The sequence below is a fragment of the Bacteroidota bacterium genome (genome assembly GCA_016721765.1).
Classification (GTDB): Bacteria; Bacteroidota; Bacteroidia; order UBA4408; family UBA4408; genus UBA4408.
Window position 1 is genome coordinate 50,677 of sequence record JADKHO010000004.1, and the last position, 22,609, is coordinate 73,285.

Sequence of the window (22,609 nt, forward strand, 5' to 3'; positions counted from 1 at the left end):
TTTTGGGCGGACAGAAGGTTTATTAAGTTTGAAGCTCGATTGAAGTTCTTACAAGAAAAATATTGCAATATAGTTTACGGTAGAAATTTGTTTAATTTTATTGCAATATTTTTAACGAAACGACAGCGCTTTGAAAGCCCAAAATAAAACACTACGCTTGCAAGCAAAACGTTATTAGTAATTGCCGCACTGCAGAATTTCACATCAAATTCTATCACACAAATTGAAATTGAAAATAATTTATTCAGTTTTAATTATTTTTTTTGTGACGACCTTATTATTCGATTTAATTTTAAGAAAATAGATTCCTGAATTATAGCTTGACATGTCGAAAAAAAACTCTTTTGATTTGGGAGAATCAAATCTTTTTAACAAACCTCCTTGGTAATTATATAACTCTGCATTAGATTCAGAAGAGAACTTTTTTGTTATGTTAACTATTCCTGAAGTAGGGTTTGGTGAAATATCAATTAATTCATTTTCAAAACTTTGTTCACTAATTCCGACAGAAGAACTTGTATCTGTTACGGAAGCGATCCAAATATCATTAAAACCGCCATAAAAGACAGTAACATTTCCACCAACTGAACCTGGATGACTAATAAAATAAAATGTTCTCGAATCATAGGTAACAATACTTGTCTGACTGCCCTCAGCATTATTGCTTCCAAATTGCTTTGACCAAATGATATTGCCCATCGAATCAATTTTAAAAACCCATGTCCCTCTATAACCAGTAATTCCAGTTAAATCGCCATCTAAGCTATTTCCTGAAGCCGTTACTATCGTATTATTACCCTTAATATTTAGAAAAGTATAATTAATCTCGAAACCTGCACCTCCAAAACATTTTTTCCAAATTATATTCCCGGAAGAATCCAACTTTAGAATCCATACATCCTCATTACCAGGCAGACTATGATTACCTATTACATCACCATTAAATGAAGATGAGTAGCCAGAAACCAATATATTGTTATTTATACCACTTACTTTATAAGTAATATCTGAGCCTGAACCTCCATAAATTTTTTGCCATAACAAATTGCCACTCGTATCAATTTTAATTATCCAGTAATCGTTTGCTCCATGATTAACAGAAAATGCACTGTCTGTTGAATTTGAATACCCAACACAAACAAAATTACCATCTGTGGTTCTGGTTATAGATGTAAACCTGTCTCCAAGGTTACCCCCATACCGCCTAGTCCAAATTACACTCCCTAATGAGTCTACTCGAGCTATCCATGCATCATACTGTCCATGTTGAGTCATCGGCATACCACTTATGATAATTGAATTGGTATAACCGCAAATTATAAAGCCGTGGTCGGGCATTTCAATAAAATCTAGTCCTGATTCATCGCCCTGTCCGCCAATGCATACCTGATTTATAATGGTGTCATCTTTCGTCCGTACTAACCACGCATCTCCAATTCCGTGGTTTCCACTAACATCACCATCGTTCGAGGATGTTCTACCTAAATAAACTTTATGAAACCCATTGCCGGTTTTCTGATACTTGGCTTTATTAAACTGGTCATTGCCACTGCCACCATAAGAGAAGCAATCACTTAAAGTTCCAAAAGTCGTGAACTTTAAGACCAACGCTTGATTGTTACCGGCTATCAGGCTGTTGCAGTTGGTAAGGTTACCATCGTCTGATTTTGTGGTGCCAACCAATGTTAGTGGACAACCAATTGTACATTGAAAAATCAAAGAGTCAGGAATAGCAATGTCGTATATTATATCATCATCACTACCACCCGCAGACGAACCCCAATTAAAAACCGGAGTTTGTGCAAAGCAACTCAAGAGAGGAAGTAGTAAGAAAAAAAATGCTCCTTTTATCACAGAATAAAAATTACTCTACGAAGTAACCACTTTTTTGACACTCAGTAATCATTATACTCAATTTTCAATTTAACATCGTATTCCATATTAATTAAATAGTAGACTCATGAAAGCGAGGCAAACCACGGTAGCGGCAACTACTAATAACAGCGGCTTAGCACAATGTCTTATTTGGGGCGGACAGAAGTTTAATTAACGGACTACCTCGCACTAACTTCCTGCTGAAAATATTGCAACATACTTTTCGGAAATAATTTGTTTATTTGTTGCAATATTTTTGGCTGACGGACAGTGCTACGAGAGCCCCAAATAAAACACTGCGTTAAGCCGCAAAACGTTATATGTAATGCCCAAAAAAAATTCTAGTCCTTTTGGCTCAACAATAATTTTTGTAATTTAGAACCATGAAACATTATTCTGAAATTATTACAATTGACGCTCAAGTTCGATTTGGAAAGCCCACTATCAGGGGAATGAGAATTAGCGTATACGATATTTTGGGCTGGTTTGCTTCGGGAATGACCTCTAAGGAAATTATTGAAGACTATCCTGAGCTGACAGAAGAAGACATTAAAGCTGCGCTTTCTTATGCTGCTGACAGAGAACACAAAATACGAATTGCTTCGTGAAACTTCTTTTTGACCAAAATATCTCATTTCGTGCTGTTAGACAAATCAGCAGACAATTTCCGCTTTCCAAACAAGTCCGTGAATTGCAACTTGAAAATGTAACCGACAGACAAATTTGGAATTATGCTAAGGAATCACAATACTCAATCGTAACATTTGACGCTGACTTTTATGACCTTGTTACTTTATATGGACATCCTCCGAAAGTCATCTGGTTAAGAATTGGGAATACATCAAATGAAAATCTTGTTAAATCTTTTGAAACACATTTTGAAATTATAAAAGCCTTTATTACAGACCCAAGTTACAAAGACATCGGCTGCTTGGAAATTGACGTTTAGGGCACTACATATAACAGCGCCTTAACGCAATGTCTTATTTGGGGCGGACAGAAGGTTTATTAACAGATTACCTCGCACTAAGTTCGAGCATCAAAATATTGCAACATATTTTTCGGTAAAATTTTGTTTATTTGTTGCAATATTTTTGGCTGACAGACAGAGCGCCGAAAGCCCCAAATAAAACACTGCGTTAAGCCGCAAAACGTTATATGCAACTCTTTGACACCAGTAGAAACTTCAAATTTTCGATTATTAAATTCACATGCTTAATCTTCTTAAACAGACTGCAATTTTTCTATCAGTAAACTTTACAAAAGGACAGTTCAGATATTCCTTTCTAATTGTAAATCTAATCCCGATATTTTTACATTTATTCTTATCATTCCCTGCTAAAGACCTAATCAATTATTTTATTATTGAAGCTGTTGCTTATTGCTTTATGAATATTCTTTACATAAAAGTAATTGACTTTTCCCCGACAACAGTAAAGTTCATCCTTTTATTACTTTGTATTGTCCTAATTTCGTTACCTGTTTATTTTATTCCCGAATGGAACAAGGACGAAGAAATAGAGAACAGAATTGCCTTTTGGAATTATGTTGCAATCCTATTTTCCTTTTACACTGCTGACTTTTTTTTAAACGCTGATAAGTTTTACGACACAGAGGAATATCAATTAAAACGAAACGTTGTTATAAAGTTTGGTATTTTAGTTTTTGTTGCAATTGTTGGTACTTTGACAAGTAAGTTCATAAAAAGTAACATTGCGTTTCTTTTGACAATAGTCATTGTAAAAACAATAATTGATACTGTGACACTTCAAAAAAACTCAGCTGAAATATAATTGCAAACTTAAAACGAATCTGCAAAAGACGAATGACACTGCTAACCCTAGGCACAAAGAGCAGCATATAACAGCGGCTACCAGATAAATTTTATTTTGGGCGGACAGAAGGTTAATTAACTTGGAAGCTCGTAAAAAGTTTGTGCTACAAAATATTGCAATATAAATTTCGGTAAGTAATTTTTTTATCTTTATTGCAATATTTTTGACGAAGCGACAGTGCCACGAAAGCCCAAAATAAAATCCATCTGGTAGCCGCAAAACGTTAGCAGCAAAGGGTTCTAACGTTTTTAGAAATATTTCCGGTTGACGATTTTTCAGTTGGTTTCATAAACCCAGTGCTTTTGCAGTTTTTGTTTTTGTTTCTCCAAGCATTTCGTGACGATTAGAACTTGACAAGCACTATTTGACTTTTTGAACTTGGACGAATTTGCGTAAACCCACACTTGACGTTGGATTGAAAATTTTTTGTTTGTAAGTGTTTACTTGGTTTGTTTGCGTGACTCCCACAGTTGACGTTTGACTCTGAATTCTTTAATTAGGCTAAACTTAGCGTTGTACTTGACGTGTAGAAGTTCTAAAACTTTGTGTGACAAGCAAAGTGTGACAATAACTGTTGAAAGTTGGACTGCAAAAGCGCTGTATGCGTGGCGTGAACCCTCAGCTGCTAACAGCGTGCATGCAAGATGTCTTATTTTGGCGGACGGTAGGTTTAATAACGGATTACCTCGCTCCTAGTTCGTGCAAAAAAAATATTGCAATATCCTTTTCGGTAAATAATTTGTTTATTTTTATTGCAATATTTTTTAACGAAAAGACTGTGCTACGAAGCCAAAATAAAACACCTCGCATGCACGCAAAACGTTAGCAGCAAAGGGTTCTAACGTTTTTAGAAATATTTTCGGTTGACGATTTTTCAGTTATTTTCATAATCCCTTTGCTTTTGCAGTTTTTGTTTTTGCTTCTCAATGCATTGCGTTACGATTAGAACTTGACAAGCACTATTTGACTTTTAGAACTTGGACGAATTTGCGTAAACCCACACTTGACGTTGGACTCGAAAACTTTTGTTTGTAAGTGTTTGCTTGGTTTGTTTGCGTGACTTCCACACTTAACGTTGGACTTTGAACTTGATACTTAGTCTAAACTTAGCGTGGCACTTGACGTTTAGGAGTTCTAAAACTTTATGTGACAAGCAAGGTGTGACGATTACTGTTGAAAGTTGGACTGCAAAAGCGCTGTATGCGTGGCGTGAACCCTCAGCTGCTAACAGCGTGCATGCAAGATGTCTTATTTTGGCGGACTGTAGGTTAATTAACGGATTACCTCGCTCCTAGTTCGTTCAAAAAAAATATTGCAATATGCTTTTCGGTAAATAATTTGTCTATTTTTATTGCAATATTTTTTAACGACAAGACTGTGCTACGAAGCCGAAATAAAACACCTCGCATGCACGCAAAACGTTATAACTAATAGGGCGAAAAAACTCAGAACTCAAAACTTTCGTGAATTATCTAGTCAATTTTGCTTCAATTATTTTGACTGACTTTCGCTTAATTTTCTTAAATTTGAACTATGAGTAAAACTAGACATAAGCCTTTAGAATTCATCATTGACAAGCTAACTAACTCAATCGAAAACACATCGACAGGTGAGGTTTTTGACACAGCGGTTGTGAGAATGACTCTTAAAAATTTGAATGAAATTAAGAAGCCAGATTGGAATTTTGACTGGGCTAAGGAAATCAAAGACAAAACTAAAGAGGTTTATAAACTTACAACATATAATAACCCAACAATTATTCAGGGACTTGTTAGTATTGAAGACAAGCAAGACCACATTTTTATGCATCTTATTGAAAGTGCAAAATTTAACAAGAATAGAGACAAAGTTTATTTAGGAGTTCCGGGAAATCTTGTTGCTTATGCATGCAAGGTTTCTGTAGACAAAGGTTATCAGGGATTTCTTGCCTTTGACGCTAAGACGGCATTAATCAAACATTATCAAGAATCACTTTATGCAACTCATTTTCGTGGACTAAGAATGTTCATTGAAACTAAAGCTGCATTAAGACTAATTTCACAATATTTTAAATCGTAAACAAAATGGGACTAATTAGAGAACCGAAAAATGTTGATTTTACTGTCCAATCAAAACCTTGGTCAGAAATTGAGCTTCGCGATTTCAGAAAATTAATGAATCAAATTAAAGCTAAGAATGCTAAACCCAAAGTCAAAATTTTGACGGGGAAGAAAAAAGTTACCGCTTAATTCTATTCAAGAATTGACAACCACGGCACGCCCTACTAGTTATAACAGCTTGCAAGCGTGATGTCTTATTTTGGGCGGACAGAAGGTTTATTAAGTTTGAAGCTCGATTGAAATTTGTGCTACAAAATATTGCAATATAGTTTTCGGTAGAAATTTGTTTAATTTTATTGCAATATTTTTAACGAAACAACAGTACTTCGAAGGCCCAAAATAAAACACCACGCCTGCAAGCAAAACGTTAAGGGCAAGCTTAAAAAAGTTCAAGAAATAAAATGACAGCGAAACGTAAAATTTGTAAAAGAACACATTCAAATGATCAACATTAAAATAGTCTTAATCGCTCTATTGGCGCTTATTGTAAACGAAACTTTCGGACAATTAGTAATCAATGAAGGTAGTAATAAAAACTACTCAACCATCAGTGACGAAGATGGTGATTTTGAGGATTGGATAGAAATATACAATTCTGGTGCAACCGCTATTGACCTATTCAATTACAGTCTAAGCGATAATTCGAATCCCGGTGAATGGGTATTTCCGCATCAGATTATTCAGCCAAATCAATTCATTATAGTTTTTTGTAGCGAGAAGGACAGATTTTCATCATCTCCATTTACAAATGTTTTAACAGATAGCACATTTACACCACAGGCAGGTTGGAACACCCATCATTTTTCAACACCCTTCTATTGGGATGGCGTATCTAACATTATTTTAAATCTTTGCACTTATAACCCGTTTTACCAATGCAATACTATTCATTCCCAAAGTGCCACAACCTATAATTCGGCTACAATTGCATTGAATTACCCAAATTCCGCGTGCGGCTTCAGCGGAGGAAGTAACGCCCAGCAACGCCCCAATATACGCTTTAACTCCTCTATTGTTGGAACTGGCATCATTCAAAATGGTTATTATGACTATCCATCGGCTTACAGCAACTGGTACGAAGGTGCTCGCCAACAATACTTGTATACAGCAAGTGAATTGGTATCAGCTGGCCTTTCAGCTGGAAACATCGATTCTATGGCATTTGATGTAATCGCAACATGTCCAACAAATTTCCAGTTGTTTGACATTAGTCTAGCAAATACCGGAATTAATTCATTACCATCGAACTTTATTACTGCCAATGGGAATTTCAATCATACCAATTTTAAAATCAGCTCCAATGGCGAAACCATCAAACTATACAACCCTTCGAACATACAGATAAGTTCACTTAATGTAAATTGCGGGCCCGGTTACGATGTCAGTGCCGGAAGCTTTCCTGATGCAACAGTTACAATTAAGAAATTTAGTGAGCCAACTCCCGGAGCCTCAAACAACGGATCAATACCTGCCGTCAACTATGCCATGGCACCTGTTTTATCAGTAAGCAGTGGGATTTATACAAGTGCTTTTTCAGTAAACATTTCAGACCCCAACACCCCTGCTGCTTCTATATACTACACACTCAATGGGTGCGACCCCGACACTAACTCTATTTTATGGAACGGCATTCCAATATCAGTTTCTCAAACAACTATACTTAGGGCAAGATCCTTTCTAAATGGATATATTCCAAGCACAATTACATCTGCCAGTTATTTATTCAATTTAAATCATACAACGCCAATCATATCAGTAATAAGCGATTCGCTTAACTTATTTGGACCAACAGGTATGTTCGACAATCCAACGCTGGACTTACTGAAAGCCTCTTCCATTGACTACTTTGATTCTACAGCCAATCACAACCTGCTTTTTTCAAGGAGAGCAGGTATCATTATGGATGGTGGCTGGGGATCAAGAGGCAATCCGCAACGACCATTCAGAATCAAACTTGACGATGGCGTTTTAGGTCAGGGACCAGCTATAGGAACTTTTCTCTCTGACCGTCCTAATCGCAACCAATACAGTGATTTTTACCTTTTCAATGGTGGCGGAAATTATATGGTCTTACCCTTTAAAGATGCCGTCCAAGTAAAAATGATGGGAGAGGGTACAAATTCCTATTATGCTGCCAGCAGGCCAGTAAGTGTTTACATAAATGGAGAATATTGGGGATTATATGACATGAAAGAGAAATTCAATACAGAAATGTTTGAGATATACGATGGAGCTATCGAGAATACCATCGATATATTAGGTTCAAGCGCTAATTACGGCTTTCAGTTAAGAGCCATTGAGGGAAATGTTGAACCTTTTTTTGAAGCCAACGATTCGATTTCTCAAATAAATCCTTTGGATAGCAATTTCTGGACACAAGCTGATCAGTATGTGGATATGATCTATTATAATGATTACATCATTGCTGAACTATGGATGAATAACGTTGATTGGGGGGCAAACTATAACAACATAAAAATTTATCGCTCCAACGCTACAAATTATAGGTGGCGTTATTGTTTGTTTGATCTTGAATATGGCCTGCTACCCAATCATGGATGGCTCAATGGTGCAAATAACTATAACTGCACTACTGACCTACTTGGAGGGATAATCAATCATCAAACTGTAGACCCGGGAAATCCCCATTTCAATGTCTTTTGGAGAGGACTTCAAAACGATCGCTTCCGCAATTACTTCATAAATCGCTTTGCCGATCAAATGAATACAGTGTATTTGCCATCTCGACTTTTGGCAATTGAAAATTCAATGTATAACCAGACACTACCCGAGATGCCTGCTCATTTTGCTCGTTGGGGTGATCCTAATAATGTCTCTGCTCATATGAATGGCTATTTGCAATATCATCAGTTGTTTTCTGATGAGTTGGCTTGTCGACCTGACAATATGAGAAATCAGATACAAAGTAATTTCAACCTACCCCAACAGGTACAAGTTGAATTAGATGTATTTCCTTCCAATGGAGGGAAAATAAATATCAGCACCATTTCACCTGACAGCTATCCCTGGAATGGAATTTATTTTGATGGTGTACCAATTCAAATTGAAGCTCTTGCAATGCCTGGTTATCAATTTTCGCATTGGGAATCTAATGGTCTAATTACTGATACATTAAATGCTGTTTTTCTTGACACTTTGACAATAGCTGCTATCAACTTCAAAGCTCATTTTGTTTCAACACTTGGAATTGATGAATTAAAGCCCTCGGTATTTCATATTTATCCAAACCCAACCTCTGAACATCTTACAATTAAACTAAAAGAAAATATTGGAAAGATAAATCAATTCAGTGTTTATGATGTTCTGGGTAAAGAATACCATCTAGACAACAAACAAAATGGCACCACTGAGTATTGGATAAATGTTTCGTCACTTGGCCCAGGATTCTATCTAATAAAATGTCAAACCGATGATGGCAAATTATACCATGGAGTATTTATTAAACAATGACAAATAGCCAAGAATAGAAGTGAAGCAAAGCCAGCCCTTAACAGCACCTACCCAAAAGGCGGGGTTTCGTGTTCCAAAGACAGTTTAGTGGTTAATCAAACATTAGTTTTCCAAATCAAGTTTTGTGGTAAAAGTTCCGCCCTTCGGGTAGCTGCAAAACGTTATGTGTAATGGGGGCTCGGAATTTTCTTTATAATTTCGTTATGAAAATCAAAAGTTCTATTAACCCTTGAAAAAAAAATCTAACCTACTATAAGAGACATTTCAATAGTAATTTGTTAGCTGTGACGACCAGTGAGTTTGTTAATCTTTAAAAACAAAAAATGTCAGTAATTATATACCTCCTTCTCTTTCTTCAATTCCTCCTGACGATATTTACACTTATTAATGTTGCAAAAAATAAAAACAGGAACCTTGCAATACTATGCTCCTTCTGCTTTTTATTTCCTGCCTTTGCCTTCGTTGTGGCTTTTCTCCTTCACATTGAACTGTTGCATCAAAATCATTATTTATCAATATCTCTGCTTGGTTGCTTACTACTACTGATAAGTTCTATTTTACTTTCATTTTCCAAAAAAATAAAACCTACGATAAAAATCCTTTCAACTATTACAGGTTTGGGTGCACTTGCATTGGGATTTATTTTAGTAATGATCAATAGAGAATTTAGAAGCGAAATCCTATTTAAGGAGAGAATCTATGAAAACTTCTACCTTACTTTTTTTATTCATAATGATGGTCAGTTATGTTCAACAAAAATAACTATAGAAAATGCAACTTATATCAAAAGAAACATAAATCAGGGAGGAATATATGGCTGGGAGATTCCTGATAAAATAAAGTTTATTTCATTTAAAGATTCCATTTTGAAATTTTCTATCGCAATAAATAATGAAGAAAACATCGCTATTGTTGACACCCGTTTTGATTATATAAGTAATCAATTTAACGGAGTTCGAGTTGTTAGGCGAGACAGAGCACACGGTGTAATTGATTCAACAGGTAAAATTCTCATTCCATTTGGTAGATATGATTATCTTGGCCATAACTATAATGGCCTTTTGTATGCGCAGAAAAACAATAAGGTTGGTTATGTTGACAGAAATGGAAACATATTAATTCCTTTTAAGTTTGATGGAGGAGGAAATTTTTTATCTGATTCGGCTACAGTTCGTTTGAACGACAAATCCTATTGGATAAACAAGAAAGGAGAAATACTCTCCTTACACAAATGATTAAATCTTCTGTTTTAGATACTTTAATGCACTCCAGGAATAGCAGGTGACGGCAGAACGTGCCCCCACTACACATAACAGCGGCTTAGCGCAATGTCTTATTTGGGGCGGACAGAAGGTTAATTAACCAATTACCTCGCTCCTGCTTCCTGCAAGTTAAAAATACTGCAATCTGATTATCGGTAGAAATTTGTTTAATTTGTTGCAGTATTTTTACGACAAGACTGTGCCACGAACCCCAAATAAAACACTCCGCAAAGCCGCAAAACGTTATATGAGATTTTTGCTGAACGGTCTGCTGCGATTGACTTTTACTTTCTTACCAACTGAATACGAAATGTTGGAAAATGGAGTTTAAAAATTACATAATGAAAATAAGAGGTAGTTCCATTATTATATTTTTGACCCTTAGTCTATTTATTATGTTTTTCACAGTTAGCTGTAAAAAATATCCTGATGGACCATTTTTTAATTTTACTTCAAAGTATAATAGATTAGAGAAAGCTTATTGGGTATTAGATTACCTAGAAATTGGAGGAATTGATTCTACCTCTGATTTTCTGGCAGCATCTGATAGTGGTTATGTTTTTGAAAGCATGAAGTTTTTTGAACCGGATAAAGGAATATCTGCCATTAATTACAAATCACCTTCTCATCAATCAGCCATTTATTTTACTTGGGGCTTTGCTGATAGAAAAGGAAATTGGCAGTTCAAGTTACATCTTATTCAAGACCCTTTTTTACGAAAAGCGATTTTATTGGACCTTTATGGGTTAATGAGAGAATTGAATATAGAATTATGAAACTAACCAAAACAGAACTCTGGTTAGAGGTTACTTATAATGGAAAATTAACAAAGGTTCATTTTAGAAGTGCCTAACTAAATTTTGAAGGACACTTAAAGCCTCCATTATACTTTAACCTTTCCCTCCGAAACAAAAACCTCATATAACAGCTTGCAAGCGTGATGTCTTATTTTGGGCGGACAGAAGGTTTATTAACTTTGAAGCTCGATTGAAGTTCTTGCAAGAAAAATATTGCAATATGATTTTCGGTAAATAATTTTTTTAATTTTATTGCAATATTTTTAACGAAACGACAGTGCTTCGAAGGCCCAAAATAAAACACCACGCCTGCAAGCAAAACGTTATAAGTAAGCGGCATTTTCGTTCCAAAATTATATAGTACTGTTTGCAGTGTCGTGACATTTTTATAAATTTACAGCATGACAAACACATCCTTAAAAATAGAAATCAACTCACTTCCAAAGTCGCTTCGGGACGAAGTGGCTGATTTTGTTGCGTTTCTCAAAAACAAGAGTAAAGCAAAATCATCAGTCAAACAGCGAGAATTTGGTTTTGCAAAAGGAAAAATTCAGCTTTCTAAAGACTTTGATGAGCCATTAGACTTGTTTAAAGATTACGTATAATGGCTTTCTTGCTCGACACTCACGCTTTTCTTTGGTTTGTTTCTGGCGACAAACAGCTTCCTGAGACTGTCAAAGCTAAAATCATGGACATTAATGAACCATGTTTTTTGAGTGTAGCAAGTTTGTGGGAAATTACTATCAAAAAACAAATTGGTAAGTTGACACTTGACATTTCACTCGAAGAATTATTTGAGTATGCAGAAAGAAATCAAATTGAGATAATTCAAATTACCTATGATCACTTTTTAACCCTTGAAAAATTACCAGGACATCACAATGATCCATTTGACAGGTTAATAGTTTCTCAAGCGATTGCTGAAAACTTAACACTTATATCGAAAGACAAAGGACTTAAAAAGTATAAGATTAAACAGCAGTGGACATAGATCCGCCTACTTATAACAGCAGCTTAACGCAATGTCTTATTTTGGGCAGACAGAAGGTTTAATAACTGATTACCTCGCTCCAAGTTCCTGCTACAAAATATTGCAACATATTTTTCGGTAAAATTTTGTTTATTTTGTTGCAATATTTTTAACGACAAGAAACTGCTACGAAAGCCCAAAATAAAACACTGCGTTAAGCCGCAAAACGTTATAAGCAACCAATGTCAAAAATTCGTTTATTCATTTTGAAACTATTAATTTGCTCGATAATACAACTTGTGACCATTTTGGTAACGTATGGACAAATAAGCGAAGACGACTCAACCATTTTGTTGAAAGCATTCAGACAAGTTACCCTAAGAGACCAAATAGTTTATACGAATAAATTTACTCCTGAAAGTTATTTCGCGGACATGCTGAAAGGGAGAATTGAAAAAGGAATTATCACCGAAAACTCGAAGGACCCAAAATCCAAATCAATAACTCTGACATCTGAAGAACAAAAATATTTGCTTGGTCAACTTAAGCAACAGATAACTTGGGCCGACAATCTATTCTTGAACAGCAAACTTATTGACGCAGATAGTGTCTGGACTTACTCAAGTCAAATGAGTACAAATCACATTTCAGCGGTTAACCAGGCAATACTACTTAAAGACACTTTAAGAATTATTGAATTAAAAAAACACAACCCCTTTGTGTTTACTTTCCTTAGACCAATATATTTAAGAGACAAGTCGATTTGTTTAATCACATTCATTGCATTATGTGGAAATTCTTGTGGAAGAAGTGAAATGAGCTTTTACAAAAGAGAAAAAAATGACTGGAAGAAATGGATAGTAGTTTCAAATGGTCAGTTTTAGCATTGAACCGATTTTGCAAACCACACTTAAAGATCGATTAATTGGCAGCTTATAACAGCGGCTTAGCGCAATGTCTTATTTGGGGCGGACAGCAGGTTTAATAACAGATTACCTCGCTCAAAGTTCGTGCAGTAAAATATTGCAACATATTTTTCGGTAAAATTTTGTTTATTTGTTGCAATATTTTTGGCTGACAGACAGTGCGCCGAAAGCCCCAAATAAAACACTGCGTTAAGCCGCAAAACGTTGTGCGTCATGCTTGCAGATGCAGAAAAATTGAGTAAAATTGAGAAACTAATAAAAAATGGAAGAAAAAATAGACGATGAAGCTTTAGACAATTCAATGGAATCCCAAACAGAAAACCATTCGGAAGAAATTATTACTAAACAAAATATAGAAAATAATAAACCTTTACAAGAAAATACTAATATGGAAGTTCATCATCACTCTCATTCATCACACGGAAAGAAAAACTGGAAATCTTATTTCTGGGAATTTTTAATGCTGTTTCTTGCTGTGTTCTGCGGGTTTCTTGCTGAGTATAAATTGGAACATGTAATTGAAAATCAGCGGGAAGAAAAATATGCAGCTTCATTTTTAGAAGATATAAAGAAAGATACTGCATATCTCAGTAGGGAAATTCCGTACTGGAAAGACTTATTAAATCATATAGATACTGTAAGAGCAGAAATTGAAAAGCCTTACGGTAATAGAAATAACTTGAGTTTGTATAAAAGTATGTCATACATGAGAACATATTCAAACTTTGAATATCACGACCGTACGATTGAACAACTTAAAAATGGAGGTAATTTCAGACTAATAAGAAAGTCCATAGTTGCTGATTCGATTATAGACTATGATGCTTCGATTAAAAGTATACTTAGAGATCAGGAGTCTCAGTCAAATGATATTTATCGCAACTTGAACTACTTACAGGACAAGATTTTAAATTCAAAATATTCCAATATTGCTGTAAATAATCCAAAGAAGGCTGACTCCTTATTTAAAAATAATCCAAATGCTTTTATTATTTCTGCTCAAAAAGAAAGTGAATTATTCGAATATTATAACAGACTTGAGTTTTACCAACGGATGACTACTTACAGGGTTGGTTCATTGAATAGAATAAATAGAAGAGCTACGAATCTTATAAAACTCATAGAAACGGAATATCACTTAAATTGAAATTCCAACAAACATTAAACCTAAAGCACGAACGCACAACAGCCGTTTGGCAAGATTGCGAATTTTGTGGTAAATTCACGTTTGCGTTCCGCAAGAAATATTATCTTAGTGGAAAATAAACGGTTACGAAGTTCGCAACCTCGCCAAGCGGCGGGACGTTATGTGTAATTTTATGGAAAATTCAGATTTCATATTAAAATGGACAGAAGACTTGAAAGCTGAAAGGAATCTGTTAACTTTCAAGGAGGATGATTTACGCAGTGACTATTTCGGACTCACATATGACGTTGCATTAAATTTTTACAAAGGATTGATTTTATATGATTTTTCACACTTCATTAACAAAGGGCTTATTTCATTTGATAAAAAAATATTTGATTATAAAAGTCACGTAGACAGAATTGCGGAAATCGTAAAGCACCCAATATTAACAGCTAGCCACATTAATTCTCTAAATAGACGCTTCACTATTGACAGTTGGTCTGTTTTTGAACTTTGTGTTACAAGCCTAAGTGCAGCGCTTGCAAGCCCTGAAGAGACTGAGAAGCTATTAAATCATCAATATAATGACATATTAAAGAAAATAAAATCCACTAAATTAACCGATAGTGAAAATTCAGATATTAAAAAACTTTTAGTTAAAGAACACTTGACACATGTGCCTATAACTCGTAAGACAGACTTGCTGTTTAAGAAATCTAAGGGTTACAGTCGAAATGAAAAAAATGATAAAGAGTTTCTGAAATTTCTAGGCAAGTTTAGGAACACTATGCATACGAATTATATTTATTATGGAAACGATTATGAATTCAAATATGGAGATGCACATTTTGTTTTTAAAAACGAAAAAACAGTCGTATGGCTCGATCCGTTTCCTTCTACACCCAAACTCTTCTTTTACATTATTGGTAACTTGAAAGCGATTTGGAAAGAATTAATAATTACAATTCCCTCTCCCGAGTTTATTCCATATCCTGACCTTTCTCAAGAGTGACGTTATAAAACTACACATAACAGCGGCTTAGCGCAATGTCTTATTTGGGGCGGACAGAAGGTTTATTAACAGTGAAGCTCGATTGAAGTTCCTGCTACAAAATATTGCAACATATTTTTCGGTAAAATTTTGTTTATTTGTTGCAATATTTTTGGCTGACGGACAGTGCGTCGAAAGCCCCAAATAAAACACTGCGTTAAGCCGCAAAACGTTAGCAGCAAAGGGTTCTAACGTTTTTAGAAATATTTTCCGGTTGACGATTTTTCAGTTATTTTCATAATCCCTTTGCTTTTGCAGTTTTTGTTTTTGTTTCTCCAAGCATTGCGTGACGATTAGAACTTGACAAGCACTATTTGACTTTTAGAACTTGTACGAATTTGCGTAGACCCACACTTGACGTTGGACTCGAAAACTTTTTCTTGTTTGTGTTTGCTTGGTTTAGTTGCGTGACTCCCACAGTTGACGTTTGACTTTGAAAGTATTACTAGGCTAAACTTAGCGTTGTACTTGACGTGTAGAAGTTCTAAAACTTTGTGTGACAACCATAACTTGACGATTACTGTTGAAAGTTGGACTGCAAAAGCGCTGTATGCGTGGCGTGAACCCTCAGCTGCTAACAGCGGCTACCAGATATATTTTTTTTGGGCGGACTGAAGGTTTAATAACTGTGAAGCTCGATTGAAGTTCGTGCAAAAAAATATTGCAATATATTTTTCGGTAAGTAATTTTTTTATCTTTATTGCAATATTTTTAGCGGACAGACAGTGCTTCGAAAGCCCAAAACAAAATCCATCTGGTAGCCGCATTCCAAGATCAAAAACAAGTTTTTTCGCAATTATTTTTAAGCAGCGAATTTATTTATCTCCACATAGGGTGTTCCCCGTTTAACTGTTGCAAATACTCTGGATACAATTTTGTTCCTGATAATATTTAGTACTACCATCTTTGGCTTTCCTTCTTCCACTCTTTTTTGATAATAAATCTTAAGTTCTGAATCATGTTGTATTGCACTTATTGCTGACATAGATAATAAACTTTTCATCTTTATATCGCTAATTGCATGAATGCGTTTTCTTCCATGTATACTTGTTCCGGATTGGAAGGGATATGGAACCAATCCACAGTAGGCCGAAAACTGTCGCCATTCTTCAAACCTTGTATAGTTATGCGTATGCAAAAGCATTTGTATTGCCAGGATTCGACCCACTCCTTTTACGCTCTTGGTCAGTTTGTAATTGCTTTTCATTTTGGGTTCGCTTGCTATCAATTCCTCCATCGCTTTTTCTATTTTCTGTATTTGCTGTTCAAGTTGTTTTATAGATTGCCTAACAGCCTTCAAACCGATATCTCCAGTGATTTTTTCAAGAGTTACCAATAAGCCCTTTTCTAAATTTTTAAGTGAAGTGCTTTGTTTCACAAATTGCTCCCGCACACTCATAAGTCTTTGCAGTTCCAGTAAACTTATAGGAAGTGGAACTGATGCCTTTAACTCCTCCCTTCTTAACCAGGCAAATCTTGCAATCTCATAGGAATCTGTTTTGTCTGTCTTGCCCCTTTTAAATCCCATAGACCGTTTTATTTCTATCGGATTAATACAGCAGTAATACATCCCATGATCATGTAAATATTGACTGAGTAAAAGACAATACCAGCCGGTATGCTCAAAGCAATAAATTAAATCAGTTAAACTATGCTGTTCCGACTTAACCCATTTTTGCATCTCTAAAAAGCCCTTGGCCGTATTTGAAAATTGACGATGATTCTTTTTGTTGTAAAGAAATACATCTAGCGTTAGTTTTGAAACATCAATACCAACACTTTCTACAAACCGTTTTACTTCTTTAATTTTTTCCATAATTTCGTTTTTAACATGAATAAAAAACTTATTGTGCGATTGCCTTTAGCAGGCCTTGAAGCCTATCATTCCAATGGCTCTGACAAGTCTGATGAAAGGAAACGGGACTAATGCGGCTATTAGATCTTCGAACCTACAAAACGTTTTAGTTCACCCGTTTCCTTTTCAGTTAATTTATTGTATATATATTTGAAATACAAACTAAAGGCAAATCGTTACCGGTAATTTAGTAAAAACCCAAGAAAATATAAGTTAGATATGTCTAGAACAATTTCAACAATAATTCTTTTGTTTTTCGCTCAAATTACTTATGCTCAAATTTCTGGAATGTGGCATAACTCACAATATGATGTGCCTTTCACTGATTTTAGTATGAAATTGAAGGGGAATGTTAAAACCTGGACAATGACCCAATCAAACGGACAGTCTCGAACCATGACTTTTGACAAAAGTGGAAATTTAATCACAGACACTTATTCTGGAACCCGTCAAACATTTATACCTCCAGATTTTACCTTGATTAAGCTAAAAGGCGACTTGGAGAAGCCGCATTCTACAAAAGAAAGTAAAGACACTTCTTGTATTTACAATGACAAAATGCAACTAGTGGAAAGAGGAGGAAAAAATTCCTTTGAGAAAAATTTATTTGATAGCAGTGGTAAAATTATGATTCATCAAAAAGCATTCACATATACTGAAACAAGGGCATGGAACTCAGATGGACATCTTGAGCCTACCTACTCTTATACCATTAAACCAAGTATTTTGGCCTTCTTTAAATACAGTGCTCAGGGAAATTTAAAAGAAATTTCGTACTTTAATTCTGATCCTTTTGATAACCTCAGGATTGTTTATATCTATGATGAAAATAACAATATGATTGAAACAAAACGTTATGACCACCTTAATATTGAAGTTCACAACATGAAAGATAACTATATGGATACCATTATGAAATCAGCAGTTGACACTAATTTTTCAATTGAAGCTTTTTATCCTAAGTATTGGGGGGTCGGATTACCAGCTATTAACAAATGGAAGTATAATGATAAGGGACAAAAAATTGAATACGATGCTTATGGTTATAAACCTAATGGAGGTACTGCCGTAATCAGCTTTATCAGCAAATGGGAATATGATGAAAAAGGGAAACTTAATAAAGAAATTCAATACGGTTTTATGACAAGTAGGATGATTGAGCTTGATCATATTATTAGGATTATTGAGTTTGATCAAAATGGAAATGTGGTTAAAGAAAATCAATTGGGATATGCCGATATAAAAGATAAAATATCCGAAATGAAAATTGAATATTATGAGAAATAAACGAACGCATAACAGCACCTACCCAGAAGGCGGGGTTTCGTGTTCCATAGACAGTTTTGTGTTTATGAAACATTAGTTTTTCAAATCAAGTTTTGTGGGAAAAGTCCCGCCCTTCGGGTAGCTGCAAACCGTTATTGGTAATAAGGCAAAATGCATCGACAGGCTAAACAATAAATATTTAAATTTGACCAACTACAATTACAACTTCAAAACAAACAATCAAAATCAAATAACATGACAAAACAAATCAAAACAGTTATAACAATTGCACTTATGCTTTTTGTCAACCAACTTTCTTTTGCAGGTGCAACAGAAGATATATGGAAAGCCCTAAAAGCGGCAAACGACAAAGACGCATTAGCTGCAATAGCTGTGGGTGCTGACGTAAATAATGTTGACGCTTCGGCATCAACACCTTTAAGTCTTGCGGCATGTTTTTCAGGCGGTGATGTAGTGAAAGCTCTGATAGATGCGAAAGCTGATATAAATTATGCGCAACCATCAAACGGTTTTACACCTTTGTTTAATGCAGCAAACTGGGGTAATACGGATGCGGTAAAGTTACTTTTAGCAGCAGGGGCTAATGTTAAACCTAAGGCTAAAATCGGACAGACACTTATGTGGGTAGCTATTAGCAGTGTAAAATTAGAAATAGTAAAAATGATAGTAGATGCAGGTGCAGACCCACTTGAAAAATTTGACATAGCAAGCAGCAAAGGTCTTACACATATGAATGCTGTTATTGTAACCTATTCACCAAAAGAAAAAGTTGCAAATCTTGCAGCTAACCGACCAGGCTTAGAAAAATATGGACTTACTTATCCTGAGCGTTTGGTAAATACAAAAGAAAGCGATTTCACTCCGCTTCAAGACATTGCAGCCTATTTACTAAGTAAGGGTTTAGACCCTAATCAGCAAGTGGAAGGAACATGGCGCAATATTCTATTTCAATCAATAGAATTTGGGAAAACAGGTGTTGCTTTGGCACTGATAAACGCCAAAGCCGACATTGAGGCTAAAGGATATATAATGGGTGGTGCAGTAGGCAAACAAAACACGTATGAAGTAACCCCACTTATGATTGCATCAGCAAAGGGCGACAATGCAGTGGTAGAAGCACTACTTGCGTTAGGTGCAGATGTGAACTTTCTTGGGGTTCAACATAAAGGGACTGTTACTCAATCGACAGTTTATGGTAGCAATTCTTCAACCACTACGACCACAATTGAAAATTCATGGGAGTATAACACAGCTTTATCTCTGGCAAATGACAACAAGCATCCTGACACAGCAGCATTGCTGACTGCAAAAGGTGCTTTAGGACCAAAGGAAGTAAAGAAAATGAAATAGTTAACGCTGTAAAAAAGGACGACATAACTCATAAGAGGACAGAAGAGCAGCCGCCAACAGCACCAAAAAAAAATGGCGGCTTAAGTGCAAGTATAAACAGTTTTGCAATTAATAAACATTGTGCGTTAAGACAGTTTAGTGTATCTAAGCCGCCACTTCTTTTAGCCGTAAAACTTTAGTGCCAAGGCGTCCGGAGGAATTTCCCAGATTATCACGTTTACCGCAGAGACAAAATAGTAACACCTAAATTATGTTTCGAATAAAAAAAGGGAAAGCCATTTAAATGACTTTCCCTCATTATTCTTAAAAACAAAATTAGCTATCAAAGCGATCCAGATTCATTACTTTATTCCATGCTTTTACAAAATCATGTAGAAATTGTTGCCGGGAATCTTCGCATCCATAGAATTCTGCAAGTGCTCTTAACTCTGAGTTTGAACCAAAAATAAGATCTGCTCTCGTAGCTTTCCAAAGTAATTTTCCGTTAACACGATTGCGACCTTCGAATACATTTTGTGATTCCGTTGTTGCATTCCAAGTTGTATTCAAATCAAGAAGATTCACAAAAAAATCATTTGATAGTGTCTCGGGTTTGTTCGTAAACACGCCCAAATCTGACTTATCAAAATTAGTATTCAATACGCGCATCCCTCCTATTAACACTGTCATTTCAGGTGCGGTTAAAGTCAATAATTGTGCTTTGTCGAGGAGCATTTCTTCGGCTGATACATTATTGTTATCCTTCAAATAATTTCTAAATCCATCAGCAGCAGGTTCCAATACAGCAAAAGAATCGATATCAGTCTGTTCTTGAGATGCATCTGTTCTTCCCGGAGTAAATGGAACCTCAATAGATTGACCTGCATTTTTAGCAGCAAGTTCCACACCTACACCACCACCTAAAACAATTAAATCGGCTAAAGAAACTTTCTTTTCAGCAGAAGCAGAATTAAATGCTTTTTGTATTTCTTCCAGCGCATCAAGTACTTTTTTTAATTGACTTGGTTGATTCACTTTCCAGTTTAGCTGTGGCGCTAGGCGAACACGTGCACCGTTGGCTCCACCGCGCTTATCGGAATTGCGAAAAGTGGATGCGGAAGCCCAGGCCGTAGAAACCAATTCTGAAACACTTAATCCAGTTCCAACAATTCTTTGTTTCAATTCCGCAATATCCTTCGCATCAATTTTCTTATAGGTAGCAGCAGGAATTGGGTCTTGCCATATTAATTCTTCCTTTGGAACTTCAACACCAAGGTAACGATGAATTGGCCCCATATCTCTGTGCGTAAGTTTGAACCAAGCTCTTGCAAATGCATCTGCAAACTCGTTTGGATTTTCAAAAAAGCGTCGAGAAATTTTCTCATACAACGGATCCACTTTTAAAGCAAGATCAGTGGTGAGCATTGTTGGTGCATGCTGCTTTGTTGCATCGTGTGCATCGGGTACTGTGTTAGCGCCGGCACCTCCCTTTGGTTTCCACTGTTGCGCACCGGCCGGGCTTTTTGTAAGCTCCCAATCAAAGCCAAAAAGGTTCTCGAAAAAATTATTGCTCCATTTGGTAGGAGTAGTTGTCCATGCTCCTTCCAAACCGCTTGTAATTGTATTGACACCATTGCCACTACCAAAAGAATTTTTCCAACCTTGGCTTTGCATCTCAATACTCGCAGCAGCCGGCTCAGGGCCAACATATATACCAGGGTTGGCAGCACCATGCGTTTTCCCAAATGTATGCCCCCCGGCAATTAAGGCAACTGTTTCTTCATCATCCATTGCCATGCGACCAAAAGTTTCGCGAATGTCGCGTGCGGCTGCTATTGGATCTGGAACACCGTTGGGCCCTTCGGGATTTACATAAATTAATCCCATTTGAACCGCAGCAAGTGGATTCTCAAGTTCTCGGTCGCCTGAATAACGTTTATCTTCCAACCATTTGCCTTCCGGCCCCCAATAGATTTCTTCTTCTGGTTCCCAAACATCTTCACGACCACCGCCGAAACCAAATGTTCTAAAACCCATAGACTCCAAAGCGCAGTTACCTGCAAGAATCATTAGATCGGCCCAGGAAATTTTTTTTCCATATTTTTTTTTGATTGGCCAAAGTAAAAGTCGTGCTTTATCTAAGTTTGCATTATCCGGCCAACTGTTCAGCGGAGCAAAACGTTGTGTTCCGGAACCGGCTCCACCTCTACCATCCGAAATGCGATATGTACCGGCACTGTGCCAAGCCATTCGTATAAAAAATGGCCCATAATGACCATAATCGGCCGGCCACCACTCTTGAGAATTGGTCATGAGTTCAAACAAATCCTTTTTAACTTCACTTAAATCTAGTTTCTTAAACTCTTCGGCATAATTAAATTTAGGATCCGTTGGATTCGACAGACTCGAATGTTGTCGAAGTATACTTAACTTTAATTGATTAGGCCACCAATCACGATTTCGTGGACCTGCGCCGGCACTTTGTTTGAGTGCACCTCCGTGAAAAGGGCATTTTCCTGCTGCTGTATTATTTTCCATATTTATTGATGAATTATAGTTTGAAATGGTGTGCTCTATTATTTTAAAAATTGCTAATTGTAATTTATAATTTTAAACAACAAGTATACTGAATAATGCTATATCTTAAAAGAAACAATCAGATGAATGATGGTCACCATTACACTTAATTTTATAAACACGAATTAAACTAGATTCCCTTTTTC

General features: G+C 36.0%; 18 protein-coding genes. 15 read left to right on the plus strand and 3 right to left on the minus strand.

The genetic code is table 11. The features are described 5' to 3' along the window. Positions 1–240 precede the first annotated feature (240 nt). Positions 241–1,854: a T9SS type A sorting domain-containing protein gene (locus IPP32_14405; protein ID MBL0049274.1), complete on the minus strand. Its 1,614-nt coding sequence runs from the start codon at positions 1,852–1,854 to the stop codon at positions 241–243. Between the two features lie 404 nt (positions 1,855–2,258). Here IPP32_14405 and IPP32_14410 point away from each other — a divergent pair, with 404 nt between their 5' ends. The 13 genes from IPP32_14410 to IPP32_14470 all read left to right on the plus strand — a co-directional run bounded on the left by IPP32_14410 (position 2,259) and on the right by IPP32_14470 (position 15,376). Then, the gene (locus IPP32_14410) at positions 2,259–2,483 is read left to right on the plus strand and encodes a DUF433 domain-containing protein (protein MBL0049275.1); all 225 of its coding nucleotides are present in this window, start codon (positions 2,259–2,261) and stop codon (positions 2,481–2,483) included. Next, a complete protein-coding gene (locus tag IPP32_14415; GenBank protein MBL0049276.1) occupies positions 2,480–2,824 on the plus strand; it encodes a DUF5615 family PIN-like protein in 345 nt (114 codons plus the stop codon). Before IPP32_14410 ends, IPP32_14415 begins: the two co-directional genes overlap by 4 nt. A 439-nt stretch (positions 2,825–3,263) precedes the next feature. Next, the gene (locus tag IPP32_14420; protein ID MBL0049277.1) at positions 3,264–3,668 is read left to right on the plus strand and encodes a hypothetical protein; all 405 of its coding nucleotides are present in this window, start codon (positions 3,264–3,266) and stop codon (positions 3,666–3,668) included. A 1,575-nt stretch (positions 3,669–5,243) separates the two neighbouring features. Next, positions 5,244–5,768: a hypothetical protein gene (locus tag IPP32_14425; protein MBL0049278.1), complete on the plus strand. Its 525-nt coding sequence runs from the start codon at positions 5,244–5,246 to the stop codon at positions 5,766–5,768. Between the two features lie 5 nt (positions 5,769–5,773). Next, positions 5,774–5,938 (plus strand): hypothetical protein, encoded by a 165-nt coding sequence (locus IPP32_14430; protein MBL0049279.1) that lies wholly within the window; start codon positions 5,774–5,776, stop codon positions 5,936–5,938. Positions 5,939–6,250: 312 nt separating this feature from the next. After that, entirely contained in the window at positions 6,251–9,280 is a 3,030-nt protein-coding gene (locus IPP32_14435) for a CotH kinase family protein (GenBank protein ID MBL0049280.1), read from the plus strand. 323 nt (positions 9,281–9,603) lie between these two features. Next, positions 9,604–10,515, plus strand: coding sequence for a WG repeat-containing protein (locus IPP32_14440; GenBank protein MBL0049281.1), 912 nt, complete (start codon positions 9,604–9,606; stop codon positions 10,513–10,515). 368 nt (positions 10,516–10,883) lie between these two features. Continuing rightward, positions 10,884–11,318, plus strand: a complete 435-nt coding sequence (locus IPP32_14445) for a hypothetical protein (GenBank protein ID MBL0049282.1) — start codon at positions 10,884–10,886, stop codon at positions 11,316–11,318. 422 nt (positions 11,319–11,740) lie between these two features. After that, on the plus strand, positions 11,741–11,944 hold the full coding sequence (locus tag IPP32_14450; protein MBL0049283.1) for a DUF2281 domain-containing protein: 204 nt from the start codon (positions 11,741–11,743) through the stop codon (positions 11,942–11,944). Continuing rightward, positions 11,944–12,330 (plus strand): type II toxin-antitoxin system VapC family toxin, encoded by a 387-nt coding sequence (locus tag IPP32_14455; protein MBL0049284.1) that lies wholly within the window; start codon positions 11,944–11,946, stop codon positions 12,328–12,330. Before IPP32_14450 ends, IPP32_14455 begins: the two co-directional genes overlap by 1 nt. Positions 12,331–12,551: 221 nt before the next feature. Then, positions 12,552–13,193, plus strand: a complete 642-nt coding sequence (locus IPP32_14460; protein MBL0049285.1) for a hypothetical protein — start codon at positions 12,552–12,554, stop codon at positions 13,191–13,193. Between the two features lie 304 nt (positions 13,194–13,497). Next, complete coding sequence (locus IPP32_14465; GenBank protein ID MBL0049286.1) at positions 13,498–14,382, plus strand: hypothetical protein; 885 nt, start codon at positions 13,498–13,500, stop codon at positions 14,380–14,382. Between the two features lie 172 nt (positions 14,383–14,554). Beyond that, a complete protein-coding gene (locus IPP32_14470; protein MBL0049287.1) occupies positions 14,555–15,376 on the plus strand; it encodes a hypothetical protein in 822 nt (273 codons plus the stop codon). 841 nt (positions 15,377–16,217) lie between these two features. On the opposite strand, the gene IPP32_14475 is transcribed toward IPP32_14470, so the two are convergent. Beyond that, the gene (locus IPP32_14475; protein ID MBL0049288.1) at positions 16,218–17,231 is read right to left on the minus strand and encodes an IS110 family transposase; all 1,014 of its coding nucleotides are present in this window, start codon (positions 17,229–17,231) and stop codon (positions 16,218–16,220) included. A 258-nt stretch (positions 17,232–17,489) separates the two neighbouring features. Between IPP32_14475 and IPP32_14480 the strand changes: the two genes are divergently transcribed. Continuing rightward, positions 17,490–18,557: a hypothetical protein gene (locus IPP32_14480; protein MBL0049289.1), complete on the plus strand. Its 1,068-nt coding sequence runs from the start codon at positions 17,490–17,492 to the stop codon at positions 18,555–18,557. Positions 18,558–18,791: 234 nt separating this feature from the next. Continuing rightward, entirely contained in the window at positions 18,792–19,907 is a 1,116-nt protein-coding gene (locus IPP32_14485) for an ankyrin repeat domain-containing protein (GenBank protein MBL0049290.1), read from the plus strand. A gap of 315 nt (positions 19,908–20,222) precedes the next feature. Here the strand turns inward: IPP32_14485 and katG are convergent, their stop codons facing one another. Beyond that, positions 20,223–22,424 carry a catalase/peroxidase HPI gene (gene katG / locus IPP32_14490; GenBank protein MBL0049291.1) on the minus strand — a complete coding sequence of 734 codons (2,202 nt, stop codon included), beginning with the start codon at positions 22,422–22,424 and terminating at the stop codon, positions 20,223–20,225. Positions 22,425–22,609: the final 185 nt, after the last annotated feature.